Below are 20,693 nucleotides of genomic sequence, written 5' to 3'. Positions count from 1 at the left end.
CTACTTCAGGCGGAACTTCTTCATTACGGAAAGGCTGACGCTCATGAACTTCGCGTACGCCTCGTCGTCCATGCCGAAGGACGGGGCCATCGGCATGACGCGCTGGTGGGCGATGGTCTGGGCCTCGGTGTACTTGAGGATGCCCTCGGAGCCGTGGCGGCGGCCGAGGCCGGACTCCTTCATGCCGCCCATGGGCGACTGCACGCTGCCGTACGCGGGCGCGTACCCCTCGTTGATGTTGACGGTGCCGGTGCGCAGGCGGGCCGCCACCTCGTGGCCGCGCTTGGCGTTCTTCGTCCAGACCGAGGAGTTCAGGCCGTACGGCGTGGAATTGGCGAGCGAGACGGCCTCGTCCTCGTCGCCGAAGCGGTAGATGGAGACGACGGGGCCGAAGGTCTCCTCGGTGCAGACCGCCATGGGGGCCTCGACGCCGTCCAGGATCGTCGGCTCGAAGAAGTACGGGCCGATGTCGGGGCGCGCGACGCCGCCCGCGACGAGCGTGGCGCCCTTCGCGACGGCCTCGTCGACGTGCCGCGTCACCGTCTCCAGCTGCCGCTCCCCTACGAGCGAGCCCATCTCCGCGCCGTACGCGAGGGAGCGGCCGAGCCGCATCGCCTTGGTGCGGGCGGCGAACCGGGCCACGAACTCGTCGGCGATCGACTCGTGGACGTAGAGCCGCTCGATGGAGATGCACAGCTGGCCGGCGGACGAGAAGCAGGCCCGCACGGCGCCCGCCGCGGCCTTCTCCACGTCGGCGTCCTCGAGGACCAGCATGGCGTTCTTGCCGCCGAGTTCGAGGGATACGCCGACGAGCCGGGCGGCGGCGCCCTGCGCGACCTCCCGTCCGGTGCGGGTGGAGCCGGTGAACGACACGTAGTCGGCGTGCTTGACCAGCTCGGGGCCGACGACCGGGCCGTCGCCGATGACGACCTGGAAGACCTCGGACGGCAGGCCCGCCTCGATCAGCAGATCGCGCGCCCACAGGGCGGTCAGGCAGGTCTCCGTGTCGGGCTTCATGACGACCGCGTTGCCCGCGACGAAGGCCGGGAGGGCGTCGCCGACGGAGAGCTCGAGCGGGTAGTTCCACGGCGCGATCTGGCCGACGACACCGCGCGGCTGGCGCAGCTCCGTGACCTTGGTCAGCGTCGGGACCGCGCCCGTGTGGCCCTTGGGCTTCAGGTACGCGGGGGCCTTGCGGCCGTAGTGCCGGGAGGCGACCGCGACGGCCTGCACCTCCTCGTGGGCGTGCAGGCGGGCCTTGCCGGTCTCCAGCTGGATCAGGTCGAGCACCTCGGCCTGGCGGGCGAGCACCAGGTCGTGGAAGCGCAGCAGCACGGCGGCGCGCTTGCGGACCGGGGTCTTCGCCCAGACCTCCTGCGCGGCGCGGGCCCGCTCGAACGCGGTCGCGACGTCCTCCGGAGTGGACTCCGGCAGATCGGCGAGCTTCTCGCCGGTGAACGGCGTGTGGTTCGCGGTCCGCCCCGAACCGACCACGTCCCGCGTGAGGCGGGCGATGAGGTCGGGCGTCACCACGTCGGCGGCCGTGCGGGCGCCCTCGGGGGCGGCCGCGACGGGGTTCGTGCGGGTCTGCTCTGCGTGCGCGGGGCTGGCCTGGGACTGCGTCATACCGGCGAGAGTATGTCGGGGCGTCCGCTTTCGGTACCCGTCGGTAACAGGTTTCACCGACTGCACACACCGCGCCAGTGATCGCTGGCAGCAAAGCCCCTGATCAGCGAATTACCGCTCCTCTAAAGTTTTTTGATGTCCCAGTTGGCGAAGGCGTCCTTGGCCACCTGACGGCCGTGCTCGGTGAAGTCGCCCTTGCCCGGGTAGTCCACCCACAGGCGGTACATGTCGCCCGCCTTCGTCTTGTAGTAGAGCGCCTTGGCCTCGCGCGGCATGTCGTCGTCGAAGTCCGTGCCGATGCCGCTCACGCCGTACGTGACAGTGATCTCCGCCGCGTCGCGCTCCTGGTACGTCACGGTGGCGTCCGTCGTGCTGTCGGTCCTGGTCTTGCTCGACATCGTCACCGGGCCGCTGAACGTGCCGTCCTTGATGTCGTCCGAGTCCTTGAAGGCCTCGGCGTCGGCCGTGCCCGAGATGTCGTCCGCCTCCGTCCTGTGGTCCCAGCGCGTCAGGTACACCGTGATCGCGCCGCTCGGATCGGCGTACGTCATCACGGACTTGTCGTCGTCGTCCGGGATCGCGACGTAGCCGGCCGGCAGCCCCACCGTCGCGTTCAGCGGAGCCCCCGCCTCGAACGTCTTCCAGCCGTCCGGCAGCGGCCCTGCGAACGGCTCCGCGATGACCAGGTACGCCGCGACCGCCGCCGCCACGACGCCCGCGCCGATGCCGAGCAGCGCCTTGCGGCCGAGGCGGACGCCGCCCTGCGCCGGGCCGACCCTGACGACCTGGGTGGGGGCCTGCGCCGGGGGCTCCGCGGCCTGCTCCAGGAGGACGCGCACCCGCGCCGCGTTCGGCCGGTGCGCCGGGTCCTTCTGGAGCAGGCCGTTGATGGCGTCGGCCAGCGGGCCCCGCGCGGCGGCGGGCGGGGCCGGCGTCGCGTTGAGCACGGACTGGAGCGTCGCCGGGGTGTTGTTGCGGCGGAACGGCGAGACGCCCTCGGTCGCCGCGTACAGCACGACACCCAGCGACCAGAGGTCGGACGCGGGTCCCGGCCGCTGCCCCAACACCCGTTCCGGCGCGATGAATTCGGGCGAGCCGACGAAGCCGCCGGTGTCGGTCAGGTTCGTCTCTCCCTCGATCTGGGCGATGCCGAAGTCCGTGAGGATCACGCGGTCGTGGCGGCCGAGCAGCACGTTGTCCGGCTTCACGTCGCGGTGCAGGATCCGGGCGTCGTGCGCGGCCTCCAGGGCGCCGAGCACCTCGAGGCCGATGCGGGCGGCCTCGCGGACGCCGAGCGTGCCCTCCTTGAGGGCGTCGCCGAGGGAGCGGCCCTGCACGAACTCCATGACGATCCACGGCTGACCGTCCTCGACGGCGACGTCGTGCACGTTCACGACCGCCGGGTGGTCGAGCCGGGCGGCGGCGCGGGCCTCGCGGCGCATCCGCTCGAACGCGTTGGCCCGCTCCCGCTCCGGCAGGTGGTCCGGCAGGCGCGGTTCCTTGACCGCGACCTCGCGGTCCACCGTCTCGTCCTTCGCCCGCCACACCGTGCCCATGCCGCCGTGGCCGAGCTTGCTCAGGAGCCGGTAGCGCCCGGCCACGAGCCGCCCCGCGCCCGGGTCCCGCGGCGCGGACCGCTCGGTCGCGACCTGCGTGGGCTGAGGCTGCGGCTGGGCCGGCGGCTGGGCGTACGGATTGCCGGGGTGCGGCACGTGCGGCTGCGGCGGCTGGAGACTGAAGCTGGTGGGTTCGTTCGGGCCGTGTGCGGCTCCCCCGTTGTCACTCATGGGTCCATCAGTACCGTGCGGATACGCCTGGTTCCACAGGGGTCACGGAGTTGTGACCGCGCTGATGCGAGCCCGCCGCCGCTACCGGCCGGTCTCCTCGAAGGTGTCGACCGCCGCGTCGAAGTGGGCGCGCGCCCTGGCCGCCCGGCCGACGGGCGCCGAGACCCACACGTCGTACATCCGGCCGGCCTCCTCCCAGCACAGGTCGACGGTGCGCCGGGCGCCCTCCGCCGCGTCGAAGCCGTCCCACGTGAACTCCCAGAGCGCGGCCGCGTGCCCGTTGTGGGAGGTGTCGGTGACCTTGGCGTCCCGGTACCCGGGGTTGTTCCGCTCGCCGTCGGCGGCCGAGCGCCGCTGCGCCGCCCCGGGGCCGCCGTCCGGGGCGCTGCCCGTCCTGACACCGATGCGGTAGGTGCCGCCGGGCGACATGTAGTAGATCCGCGGGCCGTCCACGGAGCGCGTGAACCCGGCGGGGACGGCGAACCGGAATCCGGCCGGGTCCGCGACGGTGCGGTACCCCTGCGGGGCCTCGGCGCCGGGCGTCGGGGTCTGCTGCCGGGTCACGGTGACGGTCGGGGTGGGCGAGCCCGTGGTGACGGTGGCGGTGCTCGGCGGCGGGGTGGGCGAGCCGCCGTCCTGCCCCGCTAGCAGCACCGCGGTGGCGATCCCGGCCCCGACGACGGCCGCGACCAGGGCCGCCGCCAGCAGCAGCGCCCGTGTCGACAGGACCCGTCTGCGCCGGGGCGCGGGCACGGTGACCTGCGCGGGCGTGTAGAGCACGCGGGGCACGAGCGGGATGGGGAGGGCGGGCTGCGGCGTCGCACCGGTGGCGATGTAGGCGCGCAGCAGCCGCTCGGCCTCGTCCAGGGTCATCCGGCGGGCGGGGTCCCGCTCCAGTAAGCCGCGGATCACGGGCAGCAGCGGCTCCGCCTCCTCGGGCGGGGTTATCTCCTCGTAGACGACGGCGTGCAGAATGCCGCCCAACGAGTCGCGGCGGAACGGGGACTCGCCGCTCAGCGCCGCGCACAGCAGCGCCCCGAGCGACCACAGGTCGGCCCCGACGCCGGACCGCTCGCCCCGCATCCGCTCGGGCGCCGTGTACTCGGGGGAGCCGACGAACCCGCCGCTCTCGGTGAGCGTGGTGGCGCCCTCGACCTGCGCGATCCCGAAGTCGGTGAGGACGACCCGGCCGGTGGCCGTCTCCAGGAGGACGTTCGCGGGCTTGAGGTCCCGGTGCAGCACGCCTCCGGCGTGGGCGACGCGCAGCGCGCGCAGCAGGGCGAGCCCGATGCGGGCGGCCTGCAGGGCGTCGACGGGGCCGTCCCGCGCGATGCGGTCGGCGAGCGAGCTGCCGTTGACCAGGTCCATCACTATGTACGGGTGCCCCTCGTGCAGGACCACGTCGTGCACGACGATCACGTTCGGGTGCTGGAGCTGGGCCACGGCCCGCGCCTCGCGCAGCATCCGCTCCCGCTGCTGCTCGGCCTCGTCGTCCGAGAGGGTTTCGTCGACGCCGAGTTCCTTGACGGCGACCTGGCGGCCGAGCAGCGTGTCGGAGGCCCGCCAGACGACGCCCATGCCGCCGCGCCCGATTCTCTCCTCCAGCCGGTAACGCCCGGCGATCACACGGGCGTTCTCCCCCTCGGTCCCCATGCGCCCCATCATGCCGCACGCTTGTTCACAGGGACTGCACGCTTCCGGCCAGGGGATGTCACATCGTCAGGACGCCGGGGGCTCCCAGCCCTTCAGGATCGTGTCGAACTGGTGGCGGGCCCCCGGCCAGGCGGAGGCGGGCGCGGAGAGATAGATCGCGTACTCCGTGCCGTCGTCGGCGACGTACGTCTCCTCTATGGCGCGGCGCGGTCCCGGCGTCGAGTCGTTCGCGCCCGCGGTCCACGTGAAGTCCCAGAAGGCGCCGGGCTTGTCGCGGTAGGTGTTCGCGTGCAGGGCCACCCGCCGGTAGTCGGGCAGCTTGGTGCGCAGCTGCTTCTCGAGGTCGAGCTGGTGCCGGTACGAGTCCTGCCAGTCGGAGGACTTGTCGACGCCGATGCGCAGGAACCGCTTGCCGCCGTCGGGCGAGTAGTCGATCTGCGATCCGGGCTGCCGCTGCCAACCGGGCGGCAGCCGGAGGCTGAAGCCGTGGACGTCGTCCGTCACGGTCTTCCAGTTGTCGGGTATCGCCCCGAGGTTGGGCTTCTCGCCGGACTTCGTGCCGTCGGAGCCGTCCTTGCCCGCTCCGTCGTCCTTCGTGCCGCCCTGGTCGTACGTGGCCTCCGTGCCGGTGCTGTGGTGCTCGGAGTAGTACAGGGCGGCGAACGCGCCTCCGCCGCCGACGAGCGCGGCGGCGACGACCACGGCGAGCACCTTCGGCCAGCGCCGCCGCTCGGCCGCGGCCGGCGCGGGGCCGCCGGGCGCGGGGACCGTGGTGGTGGCCGCCGTGCTCATCGGGGTCGGCGGGGGCGGTGTGAAACCGGTGGGCTGCGCGGGGACGTGGACCTGCGTCGGCACGTACGCCTGCGCCGCGTTCGGCCGCCGGTTCTCCGCGGCCTCGGCGAGCATCGCCTCCGCGGCGTCGGCGTCGGGGCGCGCCTGCGGGTCCTTGCTGAGCAGCGCGTTGATGACGGGGCCGATCGCGCCCGCGCTCTCCAGCGGCTCCGGCTCGTCCTCGACGACGGCCTGCATGGTGGCGATCGGCGACGTGCGGCGGAACGGGGAGAGGCCCTCCACGGCGGTGTAGAGCGTCGCGCCGAGCGCCCACAGGTCGGACGCGGGCCCCGGCTCGGCGCCGCGCACCCGTTCCGGCGCGAGGTAGTCCACGGAGCCGACTATCTCGCCGGTCCGCGTGATCGTGGTGTCGCCCTCGACCTGCGCGATGCCGAAGTCCGTCAGCTTGACCTGGCCGTTGGCCGCGAGCAGCACGTTGCCCGGCTTCACGTCCCGGTGCAGCACGCCCGCGGTGTGGGCGGCGCGCAGGGCCCGCAGCGTCCACAGCCCTATCCGGGCGGCCTCGGCGGGGTCGACGCGCCCGTCCTCCTTGACCGCGTCGGCCAGCGAGCGGCCCTCCACCAGCTCCATGACGATCCACGGCCGGTCGTCGTGCTCCAGGACGTCGTGCACGGTGACGACGGCGGGGTGGTTGATGCGCGCGGCGGCCCGCGCCTCCGTCTGCGTACGGGCGAGCAGGACGGCCCGGTCCGCCTCGGCCACCCACTGGGCGGCCGTCAGCTCCTTCACGGCGACGGTACGGTGCAGCACCTCGTCGTGCGCGCGCCACACCCGGCCCATGCCGCCGCGGCCTATGGATTCACCGAGCCGATAGCGCCCGGCGAGGAGCTCGCCCTGCATCTGATTCACGTTTCCCCGCTAATGTGTCGACGCGGTTCACACTAGGGATCACGCGTCCTGCAAGGAACAGCAGGGGTACGACGGAGACCGCACTGTGACGCTTCGCGGCGGGCTCAACCGCCGTAGCGGTACGTCGAGTACGCCTGCTGGTACAGCCGCGACACCTCGTCCCGCTCGGCCTCGGGGCCGCGCACCTGCACCACGTGGTACTTGCCGTCGATCACCATCGCGAGGTTGCGGACGTACATCTCGCGCCCGTCGGAGCCCTGCCAGGTGAACTGCCCCTCGGCCATCCGGCGCCCGCCGACGTCGATGCTCTTCATGCCGCTCGACGTGGCCCAGGTCGAGTCCCTGAACGGCTGCAGCTCCCGCTCGTCCTCGCGCTGGTACGTCATGGGGTCCTTGCCGTACGAGGCGGTGGAGTCGCGGCCCGGGACGACGATGAGCCGGAACGCGCCGTGCCCGTACACGACCTGCCCCCGCCCGTTCTTGCCGGTGCGCTGCCAGCCCTTGGCGACGGCGACCTCGAACCCGGCGTCGTCCTTGCGCAGCACGAAGCCGGCGGCCACGTCGGACTGCGGCTCGGTGGACGAGGGCGTCGAACTGCGCTTCCCCTGCGGGGACGAGGGCGAGGGCTCGGTCCGCCCCTCCGGCTCCTTCGGCTCCTTGGACGAGGGGGAGGGCGCGACGCCCGCCGCGTTCTCCTGCCGGGCGCCCGCGGCCCCGGTGCCCGTGCCCTCGCCCGCCTTCGGCATGAACGCCATCGCGTACGCCACCGCGCCCACGAGCCCGAGCAGGATGAGCACGAGGAGCCAGCGCCCCAGCGATCTCGGGCGCCGCTCACGGGGCGCGCGCTGCGGCCTCGGCGCCCGCTCCACGGCCCGGCCCCGCTTGTGCCTGCCGTGCTGCGCGGACGTGGCCGGAACGCGCGCCCTGCGCCTGCGGACCAGCTCTCCCCTGCGGCGTACGACGGGCAGCCGGGCCGCGTCGAAGGCGGGCGCCGGGATGACGTTCGCCCCCGCCTCCGGCTCCGGCGCGGAGCGCACCAACGAGCGCAGCCAGCCGCGCAGTTCCTCGATGTCGAGCCGCTCGGTGGGGTCCTGGCGCAGCAGCGACTCCACGACCGGTCGCACGGGGCCGCACTCCTCGGCGAACGCGGGCGGCTCAGCGCACACCATCTGCACCAGCTCAGGCGTGGACTCCTCCGGGTACGGGGCGTGCCCCTGCACGGCGCGGAACAGCAGGGCGCCGAGCGCCCACAGATCGGTGGCGGGCCCGACGGGCGCCGCCAACTGCCAGTTCTCCTGCACCGGATGCGCCTGCTCGGGCGCCCACCGCTCGGTGACGGGCCCGACCACGGTCATCCGCACCTGCCGGGCCCGCTCGGCATGTACGGCCCCGCCGGCGTTCGAGGCGCGAGGTCCGGGCCGGAGCCCCGAGTCGTGAGCGCCTTCGGCCTCGGGTATCAACTCCCGCCAGCGGGACGGCTGCACGGGCAGCGCGGGGGCGGACTCCGCCCGAGCGGCGACCGCGCCCGCCCGGTACGCCGCGACGGCCCCCGCCCTGGCCGCCCGGTAGTCGTCCCGGACGGGTTCCTCGACGACGTCCTCGTCCTCCTCCGGAGGAGCCGGCACCACGTCGTACCCGCACAGCGCCTCCTCCGCCGCACCGACGGCGAGCCCCGTGAGCATCACGCGCCCGTCGTCGCACACCAGCACCGTGCGTGCCGTGACGTTCCTGTGCACCCACCCGTGCGCGTGCAACGCCCGCAGCGCGGTCAGCACGTCGGCGGCGACCTCGGCCGCGCGGTACGGGGTGAGCGGCCCGCGCTCGAGCAGCGCCGACAGCGGCCGCGCCGCGACGAGTTCGCTCACGATCCACAGCGAACCGCCCTCGGCGAACACGTCGAAGACCTGGTCGAGCCGGGGGTGGTCGGGGATCCGCGCGGCGGCCTGCGCGGCCTCGACGGCGCGCGCCACGGACGGTTCGGCGCCGCCGCGTCCGGTGCCGCCGTCCGCCCTGAAGCCCTCGGGCAGTCCGTCGGCGTCCAGCACCTCGGCCTCGACGACCTCGGGCAACAGCACCTGCCTGACGAGGACTTCCTGCCCGCTGTAGGTGTCGAAGGCCCGGCTCCCGGCCCCGGACTCGTACGCGTCGAAGGCGTGGGCGGGCAGCCGGTACCGGTCGGCGAGCACCCGTCCCGCGTACTCGTCCACGACGCATCCCCCTGTTCCCACCGGCTCCGCCTTGCCGAGCGACCGCGCACGGTCCACAGGCACTCACGATACGTGCCGTGCGGCCCCTGGGTTCAGGACTTGGGCTTGAACGTCTGTGTGAATGTCTTCCAGGTCGTCTTACGCTGCTTGCCGCCCCAGTCGGCGTCCTTGGCGGTGTACATCAGCCCGTAACCGAGCGAGCCGTTCACGACGGTGCCGCGGTCTATCGAGTGCCACTTCGTGCCGCCGTCGGAGTACGTGAACTCCCAGTCCGCGGTCTTCCAGTCCCGGTAGTCGACGGACGCTATGCGCACGCGGTGGTACTGGGAGCGGCGCATGTACCGCTCCTGGTTGCGCCAGTCCGCGACCGGGTCGGACTTGGGGCTGGTGGTCCAGCCGACCAGTAGCCGCTGGCCGTCGGGCCCGGTGAAGCGGGCGCCGGCCGCCTCCGTCTTGACGTACTTCCATCCCTTGGGCAGGCCGATCGAGAAGCCCTGCGAGTGCTTGTACGTCTGCTCGACGGCGGTGCCGGGCTTCTTGCTCGCGTCGTCGCCGCTCGGCGAGGCGTCCTTGCCGGGGGCGGACGAGCCGTCCGCGCTCCCGGAGGGCGAGGCCGCGTCGGACTTCTCGCCGCCGCCGGCCGCCTTGCCGTCGTCCTTGCCCGAGCCCTGGCCGTCCTCGCCGTTCTTGCCCTCCGTACCGGCGGTGGGCCCGGCCGACGCGCCCTTGTCGCCGCCCTTCGCGTCCTCGCCGTCCCCGCCGTTCAGGGTGAGGGCGAGGATGCCGGCGAGCACGACGAGCGCGACGACGAGCGCACCGATCATGAGGGCGCGCTGCCGCAGCGCGTCCGCGAGGACCGCGGCGCCGCCGGGGCGTCCGGCCCCCGCGGCGGGTCCTGCGGGCGCGGTCGCCGCGGGCTCCGTCCGCCCCTTCGGCGCGGTCGCGGCGGCGGCCGCCTTCCGCACGCTCTTCAGGGCGCCGCGCATCTTCTCCGCGGCCTCGTCGCGGCGGGCGGCGACCCCCGCGGCGGCAGCGGCCGCCACGGCACCCGCCTTCGCGGCCGAAGCGCCCTTCTCCCTGCGCTTCCTGGGCGCGGGGGCGGGCGGGATCGGCACCACCTTCGTGGCCTCGACCGGCTCGGGCTCGGGGGCGGGCTTCGGCTCGGGCGCGTGGATGACGTCGTTGAGCATCGCCCGCGCGGCGGCGTCGTCGAGCCGCTGGTCGGGGTCCTTGGCGAGCAGCCCGTAGATCACCGGCTCCAGCGGCCCCGCGTTCTTCGGCGGGTCCACCGGCTCGGTCATCACGGCGGTCAGGGTGGCGATCGCCGAGCCCTTGTCGTACGGGGGGACGCCCTCCACTGCCGCGTACAGCAGACCGCCGAGCGACCACAGGTCGGCCGCGGGGCCCGGCTTGTGGCCGCGGGCGCGCTCCGGCGAGATGTACGAGGGGGCGCCGACGAGCATGCCGGTCGAGGTGATGGACGGGTCGCCCTCGACCTGCGCGATGCCGAAGTCGGTGAGGACGACGCGGCCGTCCTCGGAGATCAGCACGTTCGACGGCTTCACGTCGCGGTGCAGGATGCCCTCGCGGTGCGCGGAGCGCAGCACGTCGAGCACGGCCAGGCCGACCTCGGCGGCGCGCCGGGGTTCGAGCAGCCCGTTCTCCCTGATCGCCTCGGCGAGGGACATGCCCTCGACCAGCTCCATCACGATCCAGGGGCGGTCGTCCTCGTCGACGACGTCGAAGACGGTCACCGCGCCGTTGTTGCGGATCCGCGCGATCGCCTTGGCCTCGCGCAGCGTGCGCGTGATCAGGCGGCGCTTCTCGTCCTCGTCGATGGCGTTCGGGAAGCGCAGTTCCTTGACCGCGACCGTGCGCCCGAGCGTCTCGTCCTTGGCCCGCCACACGGTGCCCATACCGCCGCGGCCGAGCACGTCGCCGAGCCGGTAACGACCGGCGAGCAGCCGGCCCTCCGGGGCCTTCTCGGAAGCCCCATGAGCGTCCCGACCGGATGAATCCTGACGAGTGCCCTTGTCTTCACGGGCCTCGCCCGCCCGCTCCGCCTCCGACATGCGTCCCCTCTAGCAACCCGCCCTGACAGAGCCTTCATTGTCCCATCACTGGACCACCACTCCGCGCGCCGGGTCACCCCCACCCGACACGCACAGGAACGTCCCACAATGGTGGCCCGCACCGCCGAAGGGACCTCCGTGGCCGCGCTCCGGACACTCCTGGCCATACCGCTGACCGTGGCCGTCATCTGGCTGGCCCAGACCAACGGGGCGGGTCCCACGGCACCCGCGGACGACACTCTTCCGCTGCTCGTGACACGAGGCAAGGCCCCGTCCGCGGCGCTGCTCGCCACGGCGGGCACCGCAGGTCACTTCGCCACCACCAGTCCCCGCCTCACCCGCTCCGACCATCTGCGCGCGGGCAGCATCACCAAGACTTTCATCGCGACGGTCATCCTCCAACTCGCCGTCGAGCACCGCCTGAAGCTCTCCGCACACGTCACGACATATCTCCCCACCCTGCGGGGCGTCGGCGACCTCACGGTCCGCTCGCTGCTCACCCAGACGAGCGGCCTGTACGACTTCACGGCGGCCACGCACGGCCGCATACCGCTGGCCCCGCAGACCGTCGCGGAGCTCGCCGTGTCCGAACCCCGGACGACGCGCCCCGGCACATGGTCGTACTCCAACACCAACTACGTGCTCCTCGGCATGATCATCCATCAGGTCACGGGCCGCTCCTACGCCTCCGAGGTGCGCCGCCGCGTCATCGACCCGCTCCACCTCACCGGCACGTCGTTCCCCGGCACCCGCACGACGGTCCCCCGGCCCCACGGCCCCGACGCGGTCCGCCTCGACCCGCGCACGGCGGGCGCGTCCGGCGAACTGATCTCGACCCTCCCGGACCTGAACCGCTTCTACGCCGCACTCCTGGAGGGCCGCCTCCTGCCACCCGCGGCCCTCCGCACCATGCTCAACACCCGCCCCGCGAACGGCCATTACGGCATGGGCCTCTACCCGGAGAAACTCCCCTGCGGCACCACGGTCTGGGGCCACAACGGCCGCATAGCCCACACCTACGTCCGCACCGCCGCGACGCGCACGGGCTCACAGGTCGTCACCTACCGCACGACAAAGGCCACTCTGTCCCACAGCACCTCGATAGAACGCCGCGTCCTGGAGTCGGAGTTCTGCACTTCCACGTGACCCTCGACCACGGCCCGGCCCGAGGGGCGGTCAGAGCGGGATGATGTCCGGGGCCCCGAGGCGGGCCGCGTCGGCCGTGAGGTCGTCCGGCTGGCGCTGGGACTCGCGTTCCGCCTCCACCCGCTTCTCGTAGTGCTCGACCTCCCGCTCCACCTGGTCCTTGTCCCAGCCGAGGACGGGCGCCATGAGTTCCGCCGCCTCCCGGGCGCACCGCGTCCCCCGGTCGAACGTCTCGATGGAGATCCGGGTCCGCCGCGTCAGCACGTCGTCGAGGTGTCGCGCCCCTTCGTGCGAGGCCGCGTACACGACCTCGGCCCGCAGATAGTCGTCGGCGCCACCGAGCGGTGCCCCCAACCCGGGGTCGTCGGCGACGAGTTCGAGGACCTCCTCGGCGAGCGCCCCGTACCGGTTGAGCAGGTGCTCGACCCGCACCACGTGCAGCCCGGTGCGCGCGGCGATCCGCGCCCGCGCGTTCCACAGCGCCCGGTACCCCTCGGCGCCCACCAGCGGCACCTCCTCGGTGACGCACTCGGCGACCCGCTGGTCGAGCCCGTGCACCGCCTCGTCGACGGCGTCCTTCGCCATCACCCGGTACGTCGTGTACTTGCCGCCCGCCACGACCACGAGCCCCGGCGCGGGATGCGCCACCGTGTGCTCGCGCGACAGCTTGCTGGTGGCGTCGGACTCGCCGGCCAGCAGGGGCCGCAGGCCCGCGTAGACCCCCTGCACGTCATCGCGCGAGAGCGGGACGCCGAGCACGGAGTTGACGTGTTCGAGCAGGTAGTCGATGTCCGCGCTGGACGCCGCCGGGTGCGCCTTGTCGAGGTCCCAGTCGGTGTCGGTCGTCCCGATGATCCAGTGCCGCCCCCACGGAATGACGAACAGCACGCTCTTCTCGGTCCGCAGGATCAGACCGGTCGTCGAGTTGATCCGGTCCTTGGGCACGACCAGATGGATGCCCTTGGACGCCCGTACGTGGAACTGCCCGCGCTCGCCGACCATGGCCTGCGTGTCGTCGGTCCACACGCCCGTCGCGTTCACGACCTGCTTGGCCCGGATCTCGTACTCGCCGCCGCCCTCGACGTCCTCCACCCGCGCCCCGACGACCCGCTCGCCCTCCCGCAGGAAACCGGTGACCCGCGCGCGGTTCGCGGCCTTCGCCCCGTACATCGCGGCCGTGCGCACGAGGGTCGCCACGTACCGCGCGTCGTCCATCTGCGCGTCGTAGTACTGGAGAGCGCCGACCAGCGCGTCCTTCTTGAGGCAGGGGGCGACCCGCAGCGCGTGCTTGCGGGACAGGTGCCGGTGCATCGGCAGGCCGCGCCCGTGCCCGCGCGCCATCGACATCGCGTCGTAGAGCGCGACGCCCGACCCGGCGTACACCCGCTCCCACGCCTTGTGCTGCAACGGATAGAGGAACGGCACCGGCTTCACGAGGTGCGGCGCGAGCCGCTCGAGCAGCAGCCCGCGCTCCTTCAGCGCCTCCCGGACCAGCGCGAAGTCCAGCATCTCCAGATACCTGAGCCCGCCGTGGATCAGCTTGCTGGAACGGCTCGACGTGCCCGACGCCCAGTCCCGCGCCTCCACGATCCCGGTGGACAGGCCGCGCGTCACCGCGTCGAGCGCCGTGCCCGCGCCCACCACTCCGGCGCCCACCACGAGAATGTCCAGCTCGCGCTCGGCCATGGCCGCCAGGGCCTGTGCACGCTGCTCGGGTCCCAGTGTCGCTGCCTTCACTGCTGCCTCCCGCTGTCGTCGGCGTGGCTCACGCGTGTGGTGTTCCCGGCCTCATGCACCTCGAAGCACACGGCTCGCCGTTCCTACATGCCCCGATTCTTCACCCCCTGCCCGGTTCGGGCCACCAGCGGGCGTGCACCTGTGGACGACATGCGGAGACTCGCGGCGCAACACTCGCAAATCCAAGATCGGACAATGCCGCATATCGGTCATATTTACTCCTAGTCTGACAGTGCGCTCGCTCGTCCTGTCCACAGGGCTTGCGCGCTCGTCCCGCTCCGGCTAATGCCCGGGTCCGCTCCTCGGGAAAGGACGGCAACCGCCATGCCCGCAGACCTCGCCGTCATCGGCCTCGGCCACCTCGGCCTGCCCCTCGCGCAGGCCGCCGTGGCAGCCGGTATCGCGACCGTCGGCCACGATCCGGACCGTGCGAGGGACCTCGCGGCGGGCCGGCTCCCCGGCGGCGGCGACGCGGCGGCCCTGACCGCCGCCGACCTCCGCCGCATGCTCTCCGCCGGCTTCCGCCCCACGGCCAACCCCGCCGAGCTCTCCCGCGTCCGCACCGCCGTGATCTGCGCCCCCACCCCGCAGGGCCCCGACGGCGCGCCGATGCTCACCCCGGTCGTCGAGGCGACCCGCACCCTCGCCGCCCGGCTCCGCCCGCACACCACGGTGATCATCGAGTCGCCGGTGCCGCCCGGCACCACGCAGACGCTGCTGCTCCCCGTCCTCGAAGAGGGCTCCGGCCTGCGCGCGGGCCGCGACTTCCACCTCGCGCACGCCCCCGGCCGCGTCGACCCCGGCAACCGCCTGCACCCCTACACGTCGACCCCCAAGGTGATCGGCGGCCACACCCCGGCGTGCACCGAGTCGGCCGCCACCTTCTACGGCCGCCTCACCGACAAGGTCGTCCGCGCCCGCGGCCCGCGCGAGGCGGAGACGGTCCACCTCCTGGAGACCAACTACCGGCACGTCAACATCGCCCTGGTCAACGAGATGGCCGTGCTCTGCCACGACCTCGGCGTCGACCTGTGGGACGTCATCCGCTGCGCCGAGACCAAGCCCTTCGGGTTCCAGGCCTTCCGCCCGGGACCCGGCGTCGGCGGCCACGCCCTCCCCCAGGACCTGACGGGCCCCCACCTCCCCACCCGCCCGCTGCGCATGGTGGAACTGGCCCGCCAGGTCAACAACCACATGCCGTCGTACGTCGTCCAGCGCGCGGCCACCCTCCTCAACGAGCACGGCAAGTCCGCCCGCGGCGCCCGCGTCCTCCTCCTCGGCATCACGTACAAGCCCGACCTCGCCGACCAACAGGCCGCCCCCGCCGAGGAGATCGCCACCCGCCTCATGCAACTCGGCGCCGCCGTCAGCTACCACGACCCGTACGTCCCGTCCTGGAACGTCCTCGACCGCCCGGTCCCGCGCGCCGACTCCCTCTACGAGGCCGCGGCCGACGCCGACCTGACGATCCTTCTGCAGCAGCACCGCACGTACGACCTCCAGGGCCTCGCGGTGAAGGCCCAGCTCCTCCTGGACACCAGGGGCGCCACTCCCGCGGGGGCCGCGCACCGCCTCTGACTGCTACTGTGCGGCCACTCTGTGCACACCAGTGCCGGGCTTCACACTCCAGGGGGACCGCATGACCCAGCCGCCGCCGATACCCGAGGGCAACCCGTACGCCAAGGCTCCGCAGCAGCCGCCGCAGTACGGCTACCCGCCCCAGCAGCCCCCGGCCGGCGCTCCCCCGCAGCCCCAGCAGCCGTACGCCCCGTTCCCGCAGCAGCAGGGCGGGCCCGGCGGTCCCGGCGGCTTCGTGCCGGTGCCGCCGCCCGCTCCGGCGCGCGGCAACGTCGGCCTCGGCATCCTCGCGGGCTTCGTGGCGATGCTGGTCGTGGCGAGCGCCTACGGCGCCGTCATCGGGGCGACGCGGCACGAGATCGGCTACGCGGCGGTGGCCGTCGGCGTCGTCATCGGCTTCGCGGCGGGCAAGGTCGGCGGCGGCAACCCGGGCGTCCTGGTCGCGAGCCCGATCCTGTCGCTGATCGGCGTCTACTTCGGCCAGCTGCTCGGCGAGGCGATCATCGGCTCCAAGGAGACCCCGCTGTCGGTGCCGGAGCTGTTCTTCGACCACTTCAGCCTGCTCAACGAGGTGTGGCAGCAGGACTCCGACGCCATGACCTTCCTCTTCTTCGCCCTGGCGGCGATCGCGTCCTTCGGCGCGGCGAAGAGGGCATCCGCGTAAGAAACGGGTTGGGCCCCACCTTTCCGGTGGGGCCCAACCCGTTTTCGGCTACGTCACAGCGACAGCGTCACCGCTTGTGCGTGGCGTCGGCCACCGTGACCTCGACCCGCTGGAACTCCTTGAGCTCGCTGTAGCCGGTCGTGGCCATGGCCCGCTTCAGCGCGCCGAAGAAGTTCATCGAACCGTCGGGCGTGTGCGAGGGGCCGGTCAGGACCTCCTCGGTCGTGCCGACCGTGCCGAGGTCGACCTTCTTGCCGCGCGGCACGTCCTCGTGGACGGCCTCCATGCCCCAGTGGTGACCGCGGCCCGGCGCGTCCGTGGCGCGGGCCAGCGGCGAGCCCATCATCACGGCGTCGGCGCCGCAGGCCACGGCCTTGGGCAGGTCGCCGGACCAGCCCACGCCGCCGTCGGCGATGACGTGCACGTAGCGGCCACCGGACTCGTCCAGGTAGTCGCGGCGCGCGGCGGCCACGTCGGCGACGGCGGTGGCCATCGGGACCTGGATGCCCAGCACGTTGCGCGTGGTGTGCGCGGCGCCGCCGCCGAAGCCGACGAGCACGCCCGCGGCGCCGGTCCGCATGAGGTGCAGCGCGGCCGTGTACGTGGCGCAGCCGCCGACGATGACCGGGACGTCCAGCTCGTAGATGAACTGCTTCAGGTTCAGCGGCTCGGCGGCGCCGGAGACGTGCTCGGCGGAGACCGTGGTGCCGCGGATCACGAAGATGTCGACGCCCGCGTCCACGACCGCCTTGGAGAACTCGGCGGTGCGCTGCGGGGAGAGCGCGGCGGCGGTGACGACGCCGGAGTCGCGCACCTCCTTGATGCGCTGCCCGATCAGGTCGGCCTGGATGGGCGCGGAGTAGATCTCCTGGAGGCGGCGGGTCGCGGCCTCGGGCGTCAGCTCGGCGATCTCGTCGAGCAGCGGCTGCGGGTCCTCGTAACGGGTCCACAGGCCCTCGAGGTTGAGCACGCCGAGGCCGCCCAGCTCGCCGATGCGGATCGCGGTCTGCGGCGAGACGACGGAGTCCATGGGCGCGGCCAGGAACGGCAGCTCGAAGCGGTAGGCATCGATCTGCCAGGCGATCGAGACCTCCTTCGGGTCGCGGGTGCGCCGACTCGGTACGACGGCGATGTCGTCGAAGGCGTACGCGCGGCGGCCGCGCTTGCCGCGCCCGATCTCGATCTCAGTCACGTTGGGGGGCGCCTTTCCATCTGGGTCCCACTTGGGCCTTGCGTGTCCAGTATCCCTGACACACGGCGAAGGGGCGGTCCCGGTGATGCCGGGCCGCCCCTTCGCCGAAGCGAGGACTACTTGCGGCTGTAGTTCGGCGCCTCGACCGTCATCTGGATGTCGTGCGGGTGGCTCTCCTTGAGGCCCGCCGAGGTGATCCGGACGAACTTGCCGTTGGCCTGGAGCTCCGGAACCGTGCGGCCGCCGACGTAGAACATCGACTGGCGCAGGCCGCCGGTGAGCTGGTGCACGACCGCGGACAGCGGGCCGCGGTAGGGCACCTGGCCCTCGATGCCCTCGGGCACGAGCTTCTCGTCGGAGGCGACGCCCTCCTGGAAGTACCGGTCCTTGGAGAAGGAGCGCTGGTCGCCGCGCGTCTGCATGGCGCCGAGGGAGCCCATGCCGCGGTACGACTTGAACTGCTTGCCGTTGATGAAGAGCAGTTCGCCCGGGGACTCCTCGCAGCCCGCGAGCAGCGAGCCGAGCATCACGGTGTCGGCGCCGGCGACGAGCGCCTTGGCGATGTCACCGGAGTACTGGAGGCCGCCGTCGCCGATGACCGGGACCCCGGCCTCCTTGGCGGCCAGCGAGGCCTCGTAGATCGCGGTGACCTGCGGAACACCGATACCGGCGACGACACGCGTCGTACAGATCGAACCCGGTCCGACACCGACCTTGATGCCGTCGACACCCGAGTCGATGAGCGCCTTCGCGCCCTCGCGCGTGGCGATGTTGCCGCCGATGACGTCGACGTGGCCCGCGTTCGACTTGATCTTGGCGACCATGTCGCCGACGAGCCGCGAGTGCCCGTGCGCCGTGTCGACGACGATGAAGTCGGCGCCCGCCTCGATGAGCGCCTGGGCGCGCTCGAAGGCGTCGCCGGCGACACCCACCGCAGCACCGACGAGCAGCCGGCCCTCGGAGTCCTTCGCCGCGTTCGGGTACTTCTCCGCCTTCACGAAGTCCTTGACGGTGATGAGGCCCTTGAGCACACCCGCGTCGTCGACCAGCGGAAGCTTCTCGATCTTGTGGCGGCGCAGCAGCTCCATGGCGTCGACGCCGGAGATGCCGACCTTGCCGGTGACGAGCGGCATCGGCGTCATGACCTCGCGCACCTGACGGCTGCGGTCGGTCTCGAAGGCCATGTCGCGGTTGGTGACGATGCCGAGCAGCTTGCCGCCGCCGTCGGTCACCGGGACACCGGAGATGCGGAACTTGGCGCAGATCGCGTCGGCCTCGGCGAGCGTCGCGTCGGGGTGCACCGTGATCGGGTCGGTGACCATGCCGGACTCGGAGCGCTTCACGAGGTCGACCTGGTTCGCCTGGTCGGCGATCGACAGGTTGCGGTGCAGCACGCCGACGCCGCCCTGCCGCGCCATGGCGATGGCCATGCGGGACTCGGTGACCTTGTCCATCGCGGCGGAGAGCAGCGGGATGTTCACCCGCACGTTCTTCGAGACGTACGAGGCGGTGTCGATCTGGTCGGGCGCCATGTCCGACGCGCCCGGCAGCAGCAGCACGTCGTCGTAGGTCAGCCCGAGTGTCGCGAATTTGTCGGGCACTCCGTCGACGTTTGCAGTCATGACACCTTCCCCAAATGGCCTTGATCGGTGCGGATGTCCATGCTAACGGCCAGCGGAGGCGTCTCATTCCACGATCAAGATCATCGGCGTTCTTTGTACGTTCACACGTACGCGCCGGGGGTGTCGTGCTACTGCTCGGCGAGCGCCCGCAGCCGACTCAGGGCCCGGTGCTGGGCCACGCGGACGGCGCCGGGTGACATGCCCAACATCTGGCCGGTCTCCTCGGCGGTGAGGCCGACGGCGATGCGCAGCAGGAGCAGCTCCCGCTGGTTCTGCGGGAGGTTCGCGAGCAGCTTCTTGGCCCAGGCGGCATCGCTGTTGAGCAGCGCGCGCTCCTCCGGGCCGAGCGAGTCGTCGGGCCGCTCCGGCATCTCGTCGGACGGCACGGCCGTGGAGCCGGGACCGCGCATGGCGGCCCGCTGCAGGTCCGCGACCTTGTGCGCGGCGATGGCGAAGACGAACGCCTCGAAGGGGCGCCCGGTGTCCTTGTACCTCGGCAGCGCCAGCAGCACCGCGACGCAGACCTCCTGGGCGAGGTCCTCCACGAAGTGCCGCGCGTCGCCCGGCAGCCGGGACAGACGCGTGCGGCAGTAGCGGATGGCGAGCGGGTGGACGTGCGCGAGCAGATCGTGCGTGGCCTGCTCGTCGCCGTCGACGGCGCGGCCGACGAGCGTACCGATGACCCCCTGGGGAGCCGCTGCCTCGTCGTCACGCATCGGTCCATGGTGCCCCGACGTCTTCTGGTCCGTGACACCGTGCCCGTAGTTGTGCACCGAAGCGTTATGAGCAGGTGCGCCGGAACTCATCTCCTGCGCCCTCCCCTCTCGCTGACCCTGCTCGCCCGACTCGTCCCCGAGGAACTCCACACCCCCAAGGATGCGGCATCGCGCGCGAAGCGTCGAAAAGTCGCGGCGCGACGGGCCGAAGCGGCGTCCCTCACGGGCGGTCCACCGCGCCCCGGAGGGCGCGGGGGTGTGCCGATCAGCGGCTCGTCAGCGAACCAGACCCCAGCGGAAACCGAGCGCCACGGCGTGCGCGCGGTCCGAGGCGCCGAGCTTCTTGAACAGGCGACGCGCGTGCGTCTTGACCGTGTCCTCCGAGAGGAACAGCTCACGCCCGATCTCGGCGTTGGACCGTCCGTGGCTCATGCCCTCGAGCACCTGGATCTCGCGCGCGGTGAGCGTGGGCGCGGCGCCCATCTCGGCCGAGCGCAGCCGGCGCGGGGCGAGCCGCCAGGTCGGGTCGGCGAGGGCCTGCGTCACGGTGGCCCGCAGCTCGGCGCGCGAGGCGTCCTTGTGCAGATAGCCACGGGCACCCGCGGCGACCGCGAGGGCCACGCCGTCCAGGTCCTCGGCCACGGTGAGCATGATGATGCGCGCACCGGGATCGGCGGAGAGCAGCCGCCGCACTGTCTCGACGCCGCCCAGACCGGGCATGCGTACGTCCATCAGAATCAGGTCCGAGCGGTCGGCGCCCCAGCGGCGGAGGACTTCCTCGCCGTTGGCCGCGGTCGTCACGCGCTCGACGCCGGGCACGGTCGCGACCGCGCGGCGCAGCGCCTCTCGGGCAAGCGGGGAGTCGTCGCAGACGAGGACGGATGTCATGACCGTCCTCCGCAGCTGATGCGCGTCACCTTGAGCCTCCAGGCTGTGTACGAATCGTCACCTGTGCGGTCGACACTCAACAAGGCAATCGGACACATGCCCGA

14 protein-coding genes are annotated in these 20,693 nt (G+C 72.5%); 3 read left to right on the top strand and 11 right to left on the bottom strand.

The window, feature by feature from the left end; translation table 11 throughout:
• The 6 genes from ACTWJ8_RS23450 to ACTWJ8_RS23425 all read right to left on the bottom strand — a co-directional run bounded on the left by ACTWJ8_RS23450 (position 1) and on the right by ACTWJ8_RS23425 (position 11,046).
• Complete coding sequence (locus ACTWJ8_RS23450; RefSeq protein WP_356374753.1) at positions 1–1,626, bottom strand: succinic semialdehyde dehydrogenase; 1,626 nt, start codon at positions 1,624–1,626, stop codon at positions 1–3.
• Between the two features lie 122 nt (positions 1,627–1,748).
• Positions 1,749–3,413: a serine/threonine-protein kinase gene (locus ACTWJ8_RS23445; protein WP_443260182.1), complete on the bottom strand. Its 1,665-nt coding sequence runs from the start codon at positions 3,411–3,413 to the stop codon at positions 1,749–1,751.
• An 81-nt stretch (positions 3,414–3,494) separates the two neighbouring features.
• Entirely contained in the window at positions 3,495–5,066 is a 1,572-nt protein-coding gene (locus tag ACTWJ8_RS23440; protein ID WP_356374759.1) for a serine/threonine-protein kinase, read from the bottom strand.
• Between the two features lie 66 nt (positions 5,067–5,132).
• Positions 5,133–6,758, bottom strand: a complete 1,626-nt coding sequence (locus ACTWJ8_RS23435; RefSeq protein ID WP_443264975.1) for a serine/threonine-protein kinase — start codon at positions 6,756–6,758, stop codon at positions 5,133–5,135.
• A gap of 113 nt (positions 6,759–6,871) precedes the next feature.
• Complete coding sequence (locus ACTWJ8_RS23430; protein WP_443264973.1) at positions 6,872–8,974, bottom strand: protein kinase; 2,103 nt, start codon at positions 8,972–8,974, stop codon at positions 6,872–6,874.
• Positions 8,975–9,066: 92 nt separating this feature from the next.
• Complete coding sequence (locus ACTWJ8_RS23425) at positions 9,067–11,046, bottom strand: serine/threonine-protein kinase (RefSeq protein WP_443260181.1); 1,980 nt, start codon at positions 11,044–11,046, stop codon at positions 9,067–9,069.
• A gap of 108 nt (positions 11,047–11,154) precedes the next feature.
• Here ACTWJ8_RS23425 and ACTWJ8_RS23420 point away from each other — a divergent pair, with 108 nt between their 5' ends.
• Positions 11,155–12,192, top strand: coding sequence for a serine hydrolase domain-containing protein (locus ACTWJ8_RS23420; RefSeq protein ID WP_443260180.1), 1,038 nt, complete (start codon positions 11,155–11,157; stop codon positions 12,190–12,192).
• A 30-nt stretch (positions 12,193–12,222) separates the two neighbouring features.
• Here the strand turns inward: ACTWJ8_RS23420 and ACTWJ8_RS23415 are convergent, their stop codons facing one another.
• Positions 12,223–13,929: a glycerol-3-phosphate dehydrogenase/oxidase gene (locus ACTWJ8_RS23415; protein ID WP_356374768.1), complete on the bottom strand. Its 1,707-nt coding sequence runs from the start codon at positions 13,927–13,929 to the stop codon at positions 12,223–12,225.
• Between the two features lie 324 nt (positions 13,930–14,253).
• Between ACTWJ8_RS23415 and ACTWJ8_RS23410 the strand changes: the two genes are divergently transcribed.
• Positions 14,254–15,507, top strand: a complete 1,254-nt coding sequence (locus ACTWJ8_RS23410) for a nucleotide sugar dehydrogenase (protein WP_356374771.1) — start codon at positions 14,254–14,256, stop codon at positions 15,505–15,507.
• 61 nt (positions 15,508–15,568) lie between these two features.
• Positions 15,569–16,171, top strand: coding sequence for a hypothetical protein (locus ACTWJ8_RS23405; protein ID WP_443260179.1), 603 nt, complete (start codon positions 15,569–15,571; stop codon positions 16,169–16,171).
• Positions 16,172–16,238: 67 nt separating this feature from the next.
• Here the strand turns inward: ACTWJ8_RS23405 and ACTWJ8_RS23400 are convergent, their stop codons facing one another.
• The 4 genes from ACTWJ8_RS23400 to ACTWJ8_RS23385 form a co-directional block, all read right to left on the bottom strand.
• Complete coding sequence (locus ACTWJ8_RS23400; RefSeq protein ID WP_356374776.1) at positions 16,239–17,363, bottom strand: GuaB3 family IMP dehydrogenase-related protein; 1,125 nt, start codon at positions 17,361–17,363, stop codon at positions 16,239–16,241.
• A 116-nt stretch (positions 17,364–17,479) separates the two neighbouring features.
• Positions 17,480–18,985, bottom strand: coding sequence for an IMP dehydrogenase (gene guaB, locus ACTWJ8_RS23395; RefSeq protein WP_356374779.1), 1,506 nt, complete (start codon positions 18,983–18,985; stop codon positions 17,480–17,482).
• A 128-nt stretch (positions 18,986–19,113) separates the two neighbouring features.
• Positions 19,114–19,701: a sigma-70 family RNA polymerase sigma factor gene (locus tag ACTWJ8_RS23390; RefSeq protein WP_356374782.1), complete on the bottom strand. Its 588-nt coding sequence runs from the start codon at positions 19,699–19,701 to the stop codon at positions 19,114–19,116.
• Positions 19,702–19,977: 276 nt separating this feature from the next.
• Positions 19,978–20,589 carry a response regulator transcription factor gene (locus tag ACTWJ8_RS23385; protein ID WP_003948568.1) on the bottom strand — a complete coding sequence of 204 codons (612 nt, stop codon included), beginning with the start codon at positions 20,587–20,589 and terminating at the stop codon, positions 19,978–19,980.
• Positions 20,590–20,693 lie beyond the last annotated feature (104 nt).

Source organism: Streptomyces sp. SDT5-1 (genome assembly GCF_052245995.1).
Classification (GTDB): Bacteria; Actinomycetota; Actinomycetes; order Streptomycetales; family Streptomycetaceae; genus Streptomyces.
This window is presented reverse-complemented; position numbering and strand designations above follow the sequence as displayed.